We start from the raw sequence: 14476 nt of genomic DNA, 5'->3' as shown, positions 1-14476 counted from the left end.
AGCATTTTTGTAATTATTGGTAGATATTTTTTGTACCGGCATAAGTATTTCTGTTAGTCTCTCGTTGCGTCGCACACTTGGTACTGCACAATAAAGCTCAGCAAACACTCTTTAAGTAAGTTTTCATTTTAAATAAGTAGTGTTTTTATTTTTTCAGTTTTTCTCTTACTCTCTTCAATGTGCTTTCGGCGTAAAAGTTGAATGAAGCTTCTAAATAAAAAATTATATTAACTATGGAAAATGTCAGTAACGACAAGTATAGAACATTAACAGAGCTTACGAGGGGAGAATATAAAGCTTTCTTATACGACTGCGACGGAACCCTTGCAGACAATATGGAGGATCATAAAAAAACCTATGTAAAGGTAGCCTCGCAGGGTGGGGTACAAATTGACCCTGAAATAGTGGACGAATTAGCAGGATACCCGATCCCCGAAGTGGTTGAGGAAATAAATAAGAGATACAACAGCGATTTCAATCCACAGACATTTGAGCTATCGAAGTCGGATTTGTTTTACAAAGAATTTATACCGCAAACCAAACCTATTGCTTACGTAGTGAACCACTTAAAAGCAAGCGTAGGAAAATACAAAATTGGTGTAGTGTCAGGCAGTCCGCGAAGAATGATTCAGAAAACATTGGAAGTACTAGGAATTGACACAATGGTTGATGTTATGATATGTGCAGAAGATTACGAAAAAGGAAAACCAAGCCCCGATCCTTTTTTAATGGCCGCAGAAAAATTAGGTGTTGAACCTGGAGCATGTGTCGTATTTGAAGATGGCGATCCAGGCGTTAAAGCCGCCGAGGCAGCAGGAATGAAATGGATAAGAATTGACAAAATTTAATAAGTGCTTGTTGCAGTTGCAAACTATGCTTCTGCTACAGCATCTACACAAGTGGTTTTTTATTAAAATATGTATAAAAAACAGGGTAGTATTTCTATGCAGCCCTCTTTTTTTGTTTGAAGCCTCTGCAGGTGTAGGAGGGGGGAAATTGATTCGTGAGATATGGCAGGTTGTTAAATTACTAATACTTAATGTACAGGTTGTTCAAGAAATATTAGACAAAACAGGCGCAGTTGAAAGAGACTTTATTATTTATTCTCTTGAAGAAAACTAAAAATCGACCGGGACGAGACAACGAAGCAATGGGGAAAGCCAACAAACTACTTATGATAATACACTTTCACATTACTGCATAAACAATAGGAACTTCTTTCGAAGTAAATGTTGCAATTACTCTTTTAAACTTGTGCTGCAGGCTTGTTTTTGTTTCTACAAAAAAGTTGTCAATTTGAAAAAGCTCGTATTTTATCACTTTCCTATCAAACCTTTCGCTAACTTTTTTTGCGTCAAATATGGCTGCTTTTTTTTGCTCCTCGTCTAAATTGTTGAATTGTTCAACTGTCATTGTTCCCATTTCTTATACATATGTTAAGAATTGTGCCAATTACATACTTGCAAACAAAGATTGAAAAGTTATATAAGTAAAAGTGAGTGACACAACGATGTTGATTAAAGATGGGGACTCAACTAATAAATTTACCCATTCTATTAAAACACCTCCACATGTTTATATCCCATATTGTGAAGAAAATTTTCCATGATCATTTTAGCCTTTGCATCGGCCTTGGGTAATATATTTTGCTGTATTGCGTGCGCTATCATTTTTCTTCTTGCCTTGGCTTTTACAAGTATTACTTCATTATTTGACCATTCTCCTTTTTCTACAAAAGTCTCAAAGTCTGAAGGGTTTAGGATAGCATCTAAAATCTGAACCGCAGGTAAATCAACCCAAACCGAATCGTTTTTTACAGTGACACCAGAGTCTGTCAATAAAGAGAGATTAATGCCCGCTAAAATTTTTCCTCGCCCTATTATAACCAGTTGTTTGTCGGCAGACGGAAGTATGGGCACAGGTGTAAACCTGTTAAACGTGTTTACAAATGCAGAGCCTTTTGTCTTAATGGTAGTGTCTGCAACCACCTCGTTAAATGAAGTATAAGTAATGAGTTGCCCTATTGACTTTATCTCCTTTATAAGAATCGGCGTTTGATCTATGCTTATTTCTTTCGAAGTAAAAATAGTTTTCATATAAGGTATAACGACCCTCGTAAGGAACCAGTAACAAACAAATGCAAAAATAATTTTGGTAACAATGCTGGCCGCCTTTCTCATTGCATATTATTTTGACGCAGGCTTCCATTATAGGTAATGCTTATGTTTTGATAGCCTAGTCTTTTTAAAAAATTTGTTACAAACATTGAGGTATTTACTTTAGCCTGGTTTAGTATTCCTAACGAGTCAATGCTGTTTCTTATTTGCTGTTCGGCCTGTCTCGCCAGTGCATCACGGTCCTGCGATTTAAACTTGTCTCTAAATATCCCCGTCTCTTCATATTCCATCTTTATACCTTCAGCCGGTAGGCTTACACTTATAATTTTAGGAGCCGGCAACAACACTTCAATATTTTTATCTGTTATTGTAAAGCTGTTTTTATTAATTGCACTCATGTCAATGCCAGCCTTTATGTGCGCTTCACAGCTCATTAAAATTTTTCTGTCGCCTACTTTAAACCATGTTTTATTGTCACTTGCTTTAATCACTTTGGTTACTGTATATTCAACCGTTGCCAGGTCACTCATTTCTCTTAACGTAAGAATGCCTGGCTTTTCTTCTGCATTATTTTTTTTGCCACACGAAAAGAAAAGCAGGAAGATTATAACGATCAGTTTTTGCATATTTTAAATAAGTGCTTATTTTTTGTTACCGGCATTTGTTTTTCTGAGCGTCATTCTTGCGTCGCATTTCGTTCGTCTATACAACTTAGTGCGGCTTTTTTCAAGCGGTAGTAAAACTTCGCCGGCAGACCAATGTAAACAGGTTATCAAATTTTATGGCAACAGAATTTACAACAATGAAAATTGTGCCCCTGTTTTTATTGTTTTATAAAGTGGTTAAAAGTATGATTGTTTTAAAAGCATCTTTGTAAAATGAAGAAATATGCTGTTATAGTTGCCGGAGGTTCGGGCCAAAGAATGGGAAGCAAAGTGCCAAAACAATTTTTATTACTTAAGGGAAAACCGCTACTCCAGTACACCATTCAAGCTTTTCTCCGGGCATACAACGATGTGCAAATTATTTTAGTGCTGCCAGAACATCAATTCGATTATGGCGAGCAAATAGTGAAAGAAATGAGCCTGCAAGAAAAAATACAAATAATAGCTGGTGGGCCTACCCGCTTTCACTCGGTTAAAAGTGGGTTAACATTAGTTACTCATCCGTCTATTGTTTTTGTACACGATGCCGTGCGTTGTCTTGTTTCTGTTTCTTTAATTCAGAACTGTTATCAGCAGGCATTAGAAATGGGGAGTGCAATACCTGCTGTTGCCGCTACTGATTCCATTCGTATTGAGGAAGGTACTTCTCACACTGTAGTAGACAGAAATAAAATTCGGATTATACAAACGCCTCAAACCTTCGGCTCGCAGATTCTCTTAAAAGCGTTTGACCAGCAATATTCGGAAGCATTTACCGATGAAGCTACAGTGGTTGAAGCAGCAGGAAACAAAGTGTTTTTGATAGAAGGCGAACACAACAATTTAAAAGTAACACGTCCGCTTGACTTACATATAGCGGAAAAGTTATTGGAAGAAGGGGGTCACCGGCAATAGGGACAGCGGGGACTACAGCTAAAGACTACACGAGCCGCCTACCCGACTTCAGAAGTTTGTTGTATTAGTTGCCCTGTATTAAAGCCGACACCGGCAAGAAAGAGATAAGTTTTTATACTTCTGACCTTAGCGGTAGGTATGCAGTAGTTCTGCAGGCAATTTCAAAAAGCGGAATATCGGGAGAAAAGTGTTTACGATAGACGTGACAAAGTAGCGTACTATTGGCTGATATTCTTTATTCCACCCCTATTAAAAGTGCTAAAAAGAATTATTTTTTCAAGAGTTTTAACGGCCAGGGAAGAAGGTTATATTTTAGTGTAAAGTAGGGCTGGTTGATACTTCCGAAGTTTTGATAGAAGTTTTTCACCCCGGGCAAATCTGATCCTTCAAAATCAAAAAAGAAATCTTTGCCTGAAAATTCTTTTATGACACCGTCTAGCAAAAAATGATTTGCTTCACTTTTTCTGCCTGCGTCTGTTGTCGAGTTCATGAGGTTGTAGATCCTTTTGCCGTCAACCAATAACAATACGGTCGCCATCATTGTCCCTTGCTCATCCACTGCTTCCCTGCATATGAGCATACCATTTTCGCTGCAGTATGAACAGATCTTTTTAAAGTTGTCGTAGTCGTTATTGTTTACGTGAGGCATGCGTTTTCCGTATTGCTCCCTGTACAACTGAATAGACTTGTCGTACTCGCCTTGCTCCCGGTAAGACAATTGAAATCGCTTGCTTCTTTTAAGATTTCTGACAAGGTCACCATGATAGCTAGCGGCTGTATTTTTATAATTAGCTGAAAGGTCAAGTATGAAGTTAGTTGCGGTAGTTATTTGCAGCGAGAGGTGAGCTGGAAGTGCTGACACCTCGTAGTTCCAATTGACTTCACAGAAACGATATTGATGTTGTAAATACTCTATGATCTCTTTATAGGGCACCACAACGCCGGGCTGATAAAAGACGCCCAGTTGTTGAGTAAAAGGTGGCTGGTATAAATAAGTAATACCAAATTTTGTGCGGGCAGTTAAGGGTAGCACCCACTCATAATTTTCTCCGGTTAGAGCGTCCCAGCCGGGAGCGATATTATCGAGGTAAAAAGATCTTGCATAGATTAACTTGTTTTGAGAAAGGTTTATACTATCGTTCCATTTGGCTTTGTTTATCTCGCTGTTTGGTAAGAATTGTATGTGGGGAGAAACGCTTTTCAAAAATGTAGAATTAGCTTTTTTAGTACAAGTGTGCGACGCAACGAACGACGAAATAAGATATTCTGCTGGTTACCATAAATTTCTTCCACCTTCTCTTACAATGGAATATCCTTCACAATATCCTGAACCTTTAGTTTACTGATATTGATAGTGAAAGCGATCGTTTTTAAAAACCTTTTTTCAGTGATGGTGGATTTGTAATAGTTGCGGTAAACCTTGCTATAAACAAGCGGAATATAAATATCTATTAAAGAATGAAAAAGAGGAATTTGAATGCCTGCATCATAAATGAAACGGCCACTTGCAGGGTTTTCTTTCCATGCTTCCGCATAGGTACCTACGTCTGCAAAAATTTTAAGCGGAATTTTAATTGGCAAAATACTTAGAGGGTTAATGTTATCGGGCAGGTCGGAAGAAAGGTTCAAACTCATTAACCAATCGTCTGTTTTGCCTACTTTATTTCCTAGTAAAGCGGTATTTACTTTAAAGAAACCATCGCGCTCCATTACCTGCTGGCTTCGCCAGCCTTCGTATTCATTTCTTCCTATAAAATAGTCGCTGTAAGTATAATCCTCGTGACCGGTTGGGCCGCTCATGTTTAGAAAGTACCGATCGTTTCTAAATCTTACCAGGCTAGTAGCAGGTTTTAGATAGAAAAGCTTACCGGCAAAAAAACGTGCAGACATTCCTGATTTTCCATTAGAATAATTAAAGAATGCTTTGGCTGTTAGCCCGGTTTTAATAAATTCTTTTCCCTGGTCTGTCGAAACGGTAAGGCTGTAAGGAAACAGTACTCTATCGTCACTTACACCAATAGATAAACGGTTTATATAAGAACGATTATTTACGGTACTTACCAGGTCGGAGGTGTCAGTAGGGGTGTAGACAGTTTTAAAATTTAATGCGCCTTCGTTTAATAAAAACGTTTTCCATTGCAACACGAAACGACGGGTTGAAAGCGGATTTTTGTCAAAAAGAGTAAGCTTTACCGAAGGCGTCCACCGTTTGACACCTAAAATAAGTTTGGTATTATCTGCGGTTATGAAATCGTTTTGAGAAAAGGAAATATAGCTAAGGGCGGTGCTTAAATGAAAATTTCTTTTATACATATTATACGAAGCCCTTGCAAACCCGTTCACCTTTTTTGAACCGGTTCCATATAAGATACCTCCGAAATATTGTAATGCAGGCAAGGGTAAAGTGTAGTTGTTGACCATGCCCCCCACCATGCCTTTGTCGTAATAGTTGTAACCAACGGCAGGTGAAATATTAATGTAGTTATATTTATTATCGAGGGGGTTAAATACTAAAGAGGGTTTAAAAGCCTTTTTTGGCGGGGCATCAATTGAACCGGTTTGGTGGAGCAAGCTAAAGTGCTTGTGAAGGTTTTTACCGGTAGCTTTTTCAATACTTGTTCTAAAGTCTTCGGGGTAGGGATGTTTAAATTTCCAATCGCTATAATAAGCTTGCATCGCTTTATCAAACTGTTCACGTCCAAGTTCATCCTCTAATTTTTTTAACCACCAGGCCGCTTTGTAGTAAGCAACAAGCGCATAGTTTAGGGTTGTAAAATTTGCGGAGCTTGTTTCGATTGGCTGATCTTTTTGAATTTTTGCTATGGTTTCAAAAACCATTTCTTCACCGGCACTTGTTTCGCTGCCAAAAACAGATTTCTTTTTTTGAAGCGGAGGGTACTTCTCCCTTTCATATCTTTTTTGATAAAAGGTGTTCATTCCTTCATCCATCCAGGGATGCGTTCTTTCGTTGCTGGCAAGCGCGCCATAAAACCAGTTGTGGCCAATTTCGTGCACAATAGTAGCATCCAGTTCCTTCCCCGTTTCCTGCGCTGTGATGAGGGTTATGGTAGGGTATTCCATTCCGCCGCTGTTTTCATTTTTACTACCCTGCACAATGCTGCAGGTGCTGTAAGGGTAATCGCCCAGCCAGGCGCTGTATTTTCTTATTCCATCTTTGGCATAAGCAATACTTTCTTTCCAGCCTCCTGATCCAGGTTTGTAGAAAGAAAAGACATCAACAATTTTGTTAGATGAAAGAACGGCAGTGTCATATTGTACTATAAACTCTTTACTGGCAAACCAGGCAAAATCATGAACATTGCTTTGCTTGTAATGCCAAACTTTTGTTTTCCCCTCCACAGTATGCTTTCCTTTTTCTTTCAACTCCTGTAAAGTGGCTGCATCCTTCAATGCGCCGGTAGCACCTACTACATAAGCTGAAGGTGCTGTAATTTCTACATCAAAATTTCCGAACTCGCTGTAAAACTCTCCCTGGTCAAGGTAGGGCATAGGGTGCCAGCCTTTTTGATCGTACACGGCGGGTTTAGGAAACCATTGGGCAATTTGGTAATCGTTGCCTACATGCCCACCTCTTGAAAAATTGTAAGGAAGTTTTACTTTAAAGGGTGTGCTGATAATAGTTTTGCTTCCCGGCGCAAGCGGTTTGGGTAGCAATACTTGTATAACATCAATGTTATTAGTGTCGTTAACTACAGTAGCGTTGCTACCGTCTACTGTAAAGTTCAGTTGGTTAATGTATCCTTTTTGTCCTGGTTTTGAAAAGTAGAAATCAGTTCTCCGTTCTTTTAAAAGCTGTTCGCTAAAGGCCGTCCTGTCGTTTTTGTACGCATTCGGCCAAATATGAAACCAAATGAATTGAAGCGTGTCGGGGGAGTGGTTGATGTATTCAATCGTTTCAAATGCGTTCAGCGTATTGTCCTGGTCGTTTAACGAGGCATTTATAGTGAAGTTCACTTCCTGCTGCCAATAATTTTTTTGACCATAGATAAGATCAGAAAAAAGAGCAAGGAATATAAACAATAGTATTTTTTTCACCAAGAGTCTGATTAGTAATTGAAGATAGTTACCGACGCGAAACTAAAACGGGAGTAAGAGCGAATTAACCGGTTAACTTAAGTTGCGGTTGTGGCTAATCTTCTCAATTATTTGATGCGCTACTTCCATTGCCAAAAAGCCATCAATTTCACTTACAACCGTAGGCTTGTTATTTACGATGGAATCAACAAAAGCCTCAAGTTCCAGCTTTATAGCGTTCGTGTCCTGAACGATCGGATTGGCTACCGCTATTGTTTTCTTCCCGTGCGGAGTTTCTATGTCGAAACAAAAAGCATTCGCATCTTCAGCCTGCTTTAGTTTTATGACCTCGGTTTTCTTTTCTAAAAAGTCTATCCCGATATAACTGTCCTTTTGAAACATGCGCATCTTGCGCATTTTCTTCATACTAATGCGGCTGCTTGTGAGGTTGGCCACGCAGCCGTTGTTAAATTCTATTCGTACGTTAGCTATGTCAGGTGTATCAGTCATTACTGCCACACCACTGGCTAAGATGTTTTTTACATCACTATCAACAATGTTTAAAATAATATCGATGTCGTGGATCATCAGGTCGAGGATAACACTTACCTCTGTACCCCGGGGATTAAACTGTGCGAGACGATGAACTTCGATAAACATGGGGTTAAGGCGTGTATTCTTCAAAGCCAAAAAAGCAGGATTAAAACGTTCAACGTGTCCAACCTGCATTTTAATGTTTGCTTCCCTGGCCATGTTTACCAGTAGGCGACCTTCTTCAATTGTGTGAGCCAATGGTTTTTCTACAAATACATGTTTGCCTTTCCGGATGGCTTTTTCGCACAAGTAAAAATGATGATTGGTGGGTGCAACAATGTCAACCGCGTCGCACGCATCTATAAATTTATCGGCGTCGGTATATCTTTTTAATCCGTATTTTTCAATTACTTCTTTAGCAGTCTGCTCTACCGGTTCATAAAAACCAACCAGTTTTACGCCTTCAATTTCTTTCCAGTTATTCAAATGAAATTTTCCTAAATGTCCCGTTCCAAATACACCAACTTTCAGCATAATAATTCTTGCATTTATTGCACGTAAAGATAGTTAGAACGAAGATGTAAAGGATTATTTGTGCTTTTAGCGAAATGAGGGAATCAATGTTAGTAACCCTCCGCCATTAAATTTTTTATGAGCCTGGCTCTGTTTTTCATGAACGACATCGTTGCGTCGCACACTTGTATCTTTTAGCTATTTGTGTTGCTTTTCTAAATAAATTTATTAAAAACGATATTGCTTTTCCTGGCAATTATCCATCACTTCGTGTATCAATTAACAGTCCTTGCAGTCGGCCGCGGCTTCTTTCTTTTTCTTTTTGTGCAATTCGCGCCACTCATCTTCCAATATCCCCATTTCTACCAGGCTCCAATAGGTACCGTCTTCATATTTTAAAACATCGCGCATCACGCCTTCTTTTACAAAGCCGCATTTCTCGTAACACCTGATAGCCGATTTATTAAAATCGTAAACACCCAGGCTAATCCTATGAAGTTTCAGTTCTTCAAACCCAATTTTTAAAACTGCATTGATCATTCCTGTGCAATATCCTTTACCCCGTTCTGCAGTATTTCCCACAAGCACGCGGCTTATTCGCGCAGCCCTGTTTTTTTCACTTATGCCACCCAGAGAAATGTGCCCTACAGTATTGCCGGTTGTAGTGTCTATTGCTTTATAAATAAAAGCATCGGGGTTTTCGAGGTTATTTGTGTCCCTTATATACCATTCAAGACTATCTTCTGTTAATGGATATCTAAATAGAGAACCGGCCCAATTGGTTATCAAATGTTCACTGTTCATCCATTCTATTAGTTTCTTAAAGTCCTCCCTGTCGAAATATTCCAGCTTTACCATTCTAATTTTTTTAATCTGTAAAAGTTTAATTACTGCAACGTTATACGTAAAACAAATTAACTCAATTAAATTTTCTGATTAACGAAATGCACAGGCAATGCCAAAATTAATTGCAAAGGAGCATTATTATTTCGAGGTAAAGGAACAGGCATTGGACGGCTGCAGGAAATATGGAAAGTACAAGGCTACGGTGTACACCGATCTTCCTGGTACCGGTGTAAATGTTCAAGCGGAACATGTAGTGGGTAGAAGTTCGAAGTTTTTTTTGTTTTAGACGTCGCATCTGCGACATCCGGTGTTTCCATACCGGTTTCATTCTGCACCCAACGCTCTTGTAGAATGTGAGCACAAAACCTTTTTCTTTATAATACCTATAAAATATGGCGGCAGCATTAGAAAAAGATGTGTCTACACGGTAGGCACAAGTGTGCGACGCAACAATGAAAAATAGAACTACCAATGCCGGATCCAAAACAATTCTGGTTGTTTTAATTACTCCATTCTCAAATTTTCAGATTTCTCCATTTTCACATTGCATAACCCATTCCTTATCTTCGCCGTCGTTATGGAAGGAAAGAAACCAATAGTAATGAGTGGGATCAGGCCCACTGGTTATTTACATCTTGGAAATTATTTTGGTGCAATTCGCAACTACGTGCGCATGCAAGACGAATTTGAGTGCTTCTTTATGGTGGCAGACCTGCACTCATTAACAACACATCCTGACACTAAGGAATTAAAGGTTAATGTTCATCGCGTGCTCGCTGAAAATATAGCGTGCGGACTCAACCCGGACAAGGCCACCTTTTATTGTCAAAGCCATATTTATGAGACGGCGGAATTATACCTGTACCTGAATATGTTGGCGTACAAGGGTGAACTAGAGAAAACAGTTACGTTTAAAGATAAGGTTCGCCAACAGCCGGATAATGTAAACGCGGGATTATTAACCTACCCCGTGTTGCAGGCGGCAGACATTATTTTGCATCGCGCTTCACTTGTGCCGGTTGGGAAAGACCAGGAACAACACCTGGAAATGGCGAGGAATTTCGTCAATCGCTACAATCACCGGTATGGAAATGTTTTTCCGGAACCCCAGGCTTTTAACTACAATGTAGAATTGGTAAAAGTGCCCAGCCTTGATGGCTCCGGCAAAATGAGCAAGAGCGAAAACCAGATGTCTACCCTATACCTTGCTGACAGTGACGAGATGATCAGGAAGAAAGTAATGAAGGCAAAAACGGATAACGGACCGACTGAGACAAATTCGAAAAAGCCTGATTATATTGAAAACATGTTTTTGCTGATGAGGCTTGTGTCGGAGCAGGATGTGATTGATAAATTCGAGAGTAATTATAACAATTGCAATATCAGGTACGGTGATATGAAAAAGCAATTGGCGGAAGATATGGTGAAGTTTATAGCACCCATCCGCGAGAAGGTGGAAGGCATTTTAGGCAATGAGTCTTATCTGAAACAAATCATGGAGACGGGCGCGGAAAAGGCCAGGCAAAGCGCAAAAGCAACCATGGAAATAGTTCGCCAAAGTATGGGACTGAATTACTTTTAATAGCACTCTTAATGGAAATTTGGTTACTTTACCGACATACTTTTTACAAACTCCCGCAATAATTCATGGCAAAAGCAACAAAAGCAAAACATATAGCAGTAGCAGGTAATATTGGTGCGGGTAAGACAACACTAACGGAAGCTCTTAGCAAACATTATAAGTGGATTCCACAATTTGAAGATGTGGAAAACAATCCATACCTGAATGATTTTTACGAAGACATGCCTCGGTGGAGCTTCAATCTGCAGATCTACTTTTTGAATAGCCGGCTGAACCAGTTGTTGGAGATTGAAAGGGGATCTGAAACCATTATACAAGACAGAACGATATACGAAGATGCCAATATTTTTGCTCCCAACCTGCATGATATGGGTTTGATGAGCAAACGGGATTTCGATAATTACTACCAGTTTTTTCAAACATTGAAATCAATGGTAAAGCCCCCTGATTTATTGATATACCTACAGGCTTCTGTACCAACACTTGTTGGGCAGATACAAAAAAGAGGGCGTGAGTACGAAGAAAATATTCGCCTTGATTACCTGAAAAAACTCAATGAATATTACAATAAATGGATTGAAGGATATCGGGAAGGTCCTTTATTAATAATTAATGTAGATAAGAACAATTTTGCTGAAAAGGATGAGGATATGGGCGAAATTATACACAAAGTAGATGCACAATTATTTGGGTTATTTTAGATACACATATAGGTTTTGCCATAAACCTTTCTCGAATTACTAAACACTCACTTTTTCTCTACTTAGCACCCCAGCGATATGTAGAGATGTCTAAGCCCGCAAGATCAATTAGCCGGTCAACAACTGTCATTGCCGCTTCTTCAATTGTTTTTGGCTTGCTATAAAAGGATGGGGTAGCGGGGCAAATGATGCCGCCTGCCAATGTAATCGCTTCCATGTTTTTTATATGAATAAGGCTATAGGGTGTTTCGCGCAGCATTAAGACAAGCCTTCTTCTTTCTTTTAAAATAACGTCAGCAGAACGGGTTACAAGGTCGTTACTAATACCCGTGGCAATACGAGCAAGTGTGCCCATACTACACGGGGAAACAATCATGATATTGTATTTGGCCGAACCTGATGCAAAAGGAGCATTGAAATCGTTCTTCTCAAAAAATTTTACCGGTAGGTTTTTATAATCATCGTTGCCCAACTCGCTTTTCCAGATTTCTTTTGCATTTGTACTCATCACGACGCTTAATTCTTCCCATTGAGCTTTTATTGTTAATAGCTTGTCTATCAAAAGTTTTGGATAAATAGCTCCACTAGCTCCACTGATCACTACAAGAATTTTATTGGGCATTAAAACAATTTTTGGTAAAAGTACATGGGAAAAGAATTTTAAATAAGAGTAAGGGGTTAATGAACGTGTTTAAAGAAACAGTAACCCGAATTGTGCAGTTAAAGTTCCTTCTTTCTAATCAAGAACGGTTTCTCAATTAGCCGGTGCGAGATTTCTGAGATAATCAATGTAATAATAAGTGTGATGCAGAACTGGGTAATTAGGATATATTTTGAGTAAGGTGGCGGTAATTCTCTTGAGACCAGGTCAAAAACGTACTTCCTTAGTGGAACATGCCAGATATAAACACTATAAGAAATCATAGAAATATGAATGGCAATTTTATTTGATAAAATTTTATTAACGTAAGAAGTCTTTAGTAGTAATGTAATAACTATTAAAGCAGTCCAGGCAATATTATTTAAAGGAACTATAAGACCTCTTGGTATTGAGTGAACTGAACCGGTGAATTTAATATGCATTAAAAGGAAAATGATAATGGAAATGCAGATGATAAGTATAATGGCAAGCTTTCTGGAAGTAAATATTTCTTTATACTTTTCATAAAGCAGCGTACCAATTATTCCTAGGCCCAAACAATCAATATTTGCTGATAAAGAAGAATATAACCTGTCTTCAACATCGTTATCAAAAGAGTAATTGGTTTCGTAAAATCTGTAGATATAGCAGTACAAAACAACTATTAGAGGGATGGTAAATTTTGGTAGTTTATAGTGTTGCAGTCGAAATACGATAATCATTACCAGGGGTAACAATAAATAAAACCTCACCTCTACCAATAGAGACCAGATAACTGGATTGATTTTTATGGTGTCTTCAATGAACAAAACATACCTGATAACAGCCACTACCGCTAGCGTGGAAGTATTAAAATTTATTACAGTTAAGGCAATAAAAGAAAAAATAAAAAGAGGAACAATACGTAAAAATCTTTTTTTAAAGAACTTTAATACAAAACTTTTCTTACTGTCACTTTTGGGATAGGTGATTAAAAATTGCCTGGATAATAAAAAACTACTTAATATAAAAAAGATTTGAACTCCCAGGTAGCCCGACCCCACAATACTATTGAAGCCAGGTATAGCCCGTGTGTAAAATCCCAGATGAAAAAAAACAACCAAAAGGACCGCTATAGCTCTAAAACCATCCAATTCTTTTAGCATCTTATATTTTTATAGCGATAGATTAATTATTAGAATTCACCTAATAAACGAGCCTTACTAAAGCTATGTTGTTTCTATAAGTTTTTTACGAAATTAAATTTTTGGACAGCGTTGGCCTTTATTGGCTGTATAGCCACACACCCAACGTACTTTTCATTCTGTCAAACATGTAGTGGTAACTGTGTTTCATTTTTTTATTACTTCGAAGTAACTGCTTTTTGCCTTTTGTCTTCGGCCTTGCAACCTAACGATTACTTCACGCCTCTATGTAAGTGGTTTTTCATAGAATATTGGATTAAAACGGGGCTGGATTTCTATCCTGGCCCCTTTTTGTTTTTAACCCAGCCAACGAAATTTATGGACGTTTTAAAGTTATTGACGTACAATAAGTAATAAAAGAAACATCTCTCTACTCTTGCAACTATGCGGTTCCCGCCATCATCTATATAAGTGGTTTTTCATAGAATATTGGATTAAAACGGGGCTGGATTTCTATCCTGGCCCCTTTTTGTTTTTAACCCAGCGAACGAAACTTATGGACGTTTTAAAGTTATTGACGTACAATAAGTAATAAAAGAAACATCTCTCTACTCTTGCAACTATGTGGTTCCCCCCATCATCATATAAGTGGTTTTTCATAGAATATTGGATTAAAACGGGGCTGGATTTTTATCCTGGCCCCTTTTTGTTTTACAGGGCGCCAGTTGCGTAAACCGGATAAGTGCTTACTTTAGGAAGCTCCTCTCAAAGCATCTGCAATGCAAGCTCCCCGAAATTTAATATGAGTCTCTAACCTCTTTTCTG

At 38.5% G+C, this 14476-nt stretch carries 15 protein-coding genes; 6 read left to right on the top strand and 9 right to left on the bottom strand.

The annotated features are described in order from the left end of the window. Nucleotides 1-233: 233 nt before the first annotated feature. Nucleotides 234-848, top strand: a complete 615-nt coding sequence (locus tag JWR87_RS06395) for an HAD family phosphatase (protein ID WP_297817087.1) — start codon at nt 234-236, stop codon at nt 846-848. Nucleotides 849-873: 25 nt separating this feature from the next. Beyond that, nucleotides 874-1122, top strand: coding sequence for a hypothetical protein (locus tag JWR87_RS06390; protein WP_297817084.1), 249 nt, complete (start codon nt 874-876; stop codon nt 1120-1122). 66 nt (nt 1123-1188) lie between these two features. Here the strand turns inward: JWR87_RS06390 and JWR87_RS06385 are convergent, their stop codons facing one another. The 3 genes from JWR87_RS06385 to JWR87_RS06375 all read right to left on the bottom strand — a co-directional run bounded on the left by JWR87_RS06385 (nt 1189) and on the right by JWR87_RS06375 (nt 2743). Continuing rightward, complete coding sequence (locus tag JWR87_RS06385) at nt 1189-1413, bottom strand: hypothetical protein (RefSeq protein ID WP_297817082.1); 225 nt, start codon at nt 1411-1413, stop codon at nt 1189-1191. A 143-nt stretch (nt 1414-1556) separates the two neighbouring features. Continuing rightward, nucleotides 1557-2096, bottom strand: a complete 540-nt coding sequence (locus JWR87_RS06380) for a DUF4230 domain-containing protein (protein ID WP_297817079.1) — start codon at nt 2094-2096, stop codon at nt 1557-1559. Nucleotides 2097-2176: 80 nt separating this feature from the next. Then, on the bottom strand, nt 2177-2743 hold the full coding sequence (locus JWR87_RS06375; protein ID WP_297817076.1) for a DUF4230 domain-containing protein: 567 nt from the start codon (nt 2741-2743) through the stop codon (nt 2177-2179). Between the two features lie 252 nt (nt 2744-2995). Here JWR87_RS06375 and JWR87_RS06370 point away from each other — a divergent pair, with 252 nt between their 5' ends. Then, entirely contained in the window at nt 2996-3676 is a 681-nt protein-coding gene (locus tag JWR87_RS06370; RefSeq protein WP_297817073.1) for a 2-C-methyl-D-erythritol 4-phosphate cytidylyltransferase, read from the top strand. A gap of 268 nt (nt 3677-3944) precedes the next feature. Here JWR87_RS06370 and JWR87_RS06365 read toward each other — a convergent pair whose 3' ends face one another. The 4 genes from JWR87_RS06365 to JWR87_RS06350 form a co-directional block, all read right to left on the bottom strand. Next, nucleotides 3945-4880: a hypothetical protein gene (locus tag JWR87_RS06365; RefSeq protein ID WP_297817070.1), complete on the bottom strand. Its 936-nt coding sequence runs from the start codon at nt 4878-4880 to the stop codon at nt 3945-3947. 95 nt (nt 4881-4975) lie between these two features. Then, nucleotides 4976-7732: a M1 family metallopeptidase gene (locus JWR87_RS06360; protein WP_297817067.1), complete on the bottom strand. Its 2757-nt coding sequence runs from the start codon at nt 7730-7732 to the stop codon at nt 4976-4978. Nucleotides 7733-7804: 72 nt separating this feature from the next. Beyond that, nucleotides 7805-8779 (bottom strand): Gfo/Idh/MocA family oxidoreductase, encoded by a 975-nt coding sequence (locus JWR87_RS06355; RefSeq protein WP_297817063.1) that lies wholly within the window; start codon nt 8777-8779, stop codon nt 7805-7807. A gap of 258 nt (nt 8780-9037) precedes the next feature. After that, nucleotides 9038-9616 carry a GNAT family protein gene (locus tag JWR87_RS06350; RefSeq protein ID WP_297817060.1) on the bottom strand — a complete coding sequence of 193 codons (579 nt, stop codon included), beginning with the start codon at nt 9614-9616 and terminating at the stop codon, nt 9038-9040. Between the two features lie 97 nt (nt 9617-9713). On the opposite strand from JWR87_RS06350, the gene JWR87_RS06345 reads away from it, so the two are divergent. From JWR87_RS06345 to JWR87_RS06335, 3 genes are all read left to right on the top strand, one after another. Then, nucleotides 9714-9890 carry a hypothetical protein gene (locus JWR87_RS06345; protein WP_297817057.1) on the top strand — a complete coding sequence of 59 codons (177 nt, stop codon included), beginning with the start codon at nt 9714-9716 and terminating at the stop codon, nt 9888-9890. 291 nt (nt 9891-10181) lie between these two features. Then, a complete protein-coding gene (gene trpS, locus JWR87_RS06340) occupies nt 10182-11186 on the top strand; it encodes a tryptophan--tRNA ligase (protein ID WP_297817054.1) in 1005 nt (334 codons plus the stop codon). 65 nt (nt 11187-11251) lie between these two features. After that, nucleotides 11252-11887, top strand: coding sequence for a deoxynucleoside kinase (locus JWR87_RS06335; RefSeq protein ID WP_297817051.1), 636 nt, complete (start codon nt 11252-11254; stop codon nt 11885-11887). Nucleotides 11888-11945: 58 nt separating this feature from the next. Here JWR87_RS06335 and JWR87_RS06330 read toward each other — a convergent pair whose 3' ends face one another. Next, nucleotides 11946-12509 carry a UbiX family flavin prenyltransferase gene (locus tag JWR87_RS06330; RefSeq protein ID WP_297817048.1) on the bottom strand — a complete coding sequence of 188 codons (564 nt, stop codon included), beginning with the start codon at nt 12507-12509 and terminating at the stop codon, nt 11946-11948. 98 nt (nt 12510-12607) lie between these two features. Then, complete coding sequence (locus JWR87_RS06325; RefSeq protein WP_297817044.1) at nt 12608-13672, bottom strand: acyltransferase; 1065 nt, start codon at nt 13670-13672, stop codon at nt 12608-12610. Between the last annotated feature and the right edge of the window lie 804 nt (nt 13673-14476).

Source organism: Segetibacter sp. (assembly GCF_025963695.1).
GTDB lineage: Bacteria > Bacteroidota > Bacteroidia > Chitinophagales > Chitinophagaceae > Segetibacter.
The sequence above is the reverse complement of the archived record's forward strand: the minus strand, read 5'-3'. Positions and strand labels throughout refer to the sequence as shown.

Bases quoted from the DNA above. Each gene is read 5' to 3' on its own strand.
- JWR87_RS06395 (WP_297817087.1), top strand. From the start codon at position 234: ATGGAAAATGTCAGTAACGACAAGTATAGAACATTAACAGAGCTTACG.
- JWR87_RS06390 (WP_297817084.1), top strand. From the start codon at position 874: ATGCTTCTGCTACAGCATCTACACAAGTGGTTTTTTATTAAAATATGT.
- JWR87_RS06385 (WP_297817082.1), bottom strand. From the start codon at position 1,413: ATGACAGTTGAACAATTCAACAATTTAGACGAGGAGCAAAAAAAAGCA.
- JWR87_RS06380 (WP_297817079.1), bottom strand. From the start codon at position 2,096: ATGAAAACTATTTTTACTTCGAAAGAAATAAGCATAGATCAAACGCCG.
- JWR87_RS06375 (WP_297817076.1), bottom strand. From the start codon at position 2,743: ATGCAAAAACTGATCGTTATAATCTTCCTGCTTTTCTTTTCGTGTGGC.
- JWR87_RS06370 (WP_297817073.1), top strand. From the start codon at position 2,996: ATGAAGAAATATGCTGTTATAGTTGCCGGAGGTTCGGGCCAAAGAATG.
- JWR87_RS06355 (WP_297817063.1), bottom strand. From the start codon at position 8,779: ATGCTGAAAGTTGGTGTATTTGGAACGGGACATTTAGGAAAATTTCAT.
- JWR87_RS06350 (WP_297817060.1), bottom strand. From the start codon at position 9,616: ATGGTAAAGCTGGAATATTTCGACAGGGAGGACTTTAAGAAACTAATA.
- JWR87_RS06345 (WP_297817057.1), top strand. From the start codon at position 9,714: ATGCCAAAATTAATTGCAAAGGAGCATTATTATTTCGAGGTAAAGGAA.
- trpS (WP_297817054.1), top strand. From the start codon at position 10,182: ATGGAAGGAAAGAAACCAATAGTAATGAGTGGGATCAGGCCCACTGGT.
- JWR87_RS06335 (WP_297817051.1), top strand. From the start codon at position 11,252: ATGGCAAAAGCAACAAAAGCAAAACATATAGCAGTAGCAGGTAATATT.
- JWR87_RS06330 (WP_297817048.1), bottom strand. From the start codon at position 12,509: ATGCCCAATAAAATTCTTGTAGTGATCAGTGGAGCTAGTGGAGCTATT.
- JWR87_RS06325 (WP_297817044.1), bottom strand. From the start codon at position 13,672: ATGCTAAAAGAATTGGATGGTTTTAGAGCTATAGCGGTCCTTTTGGTT.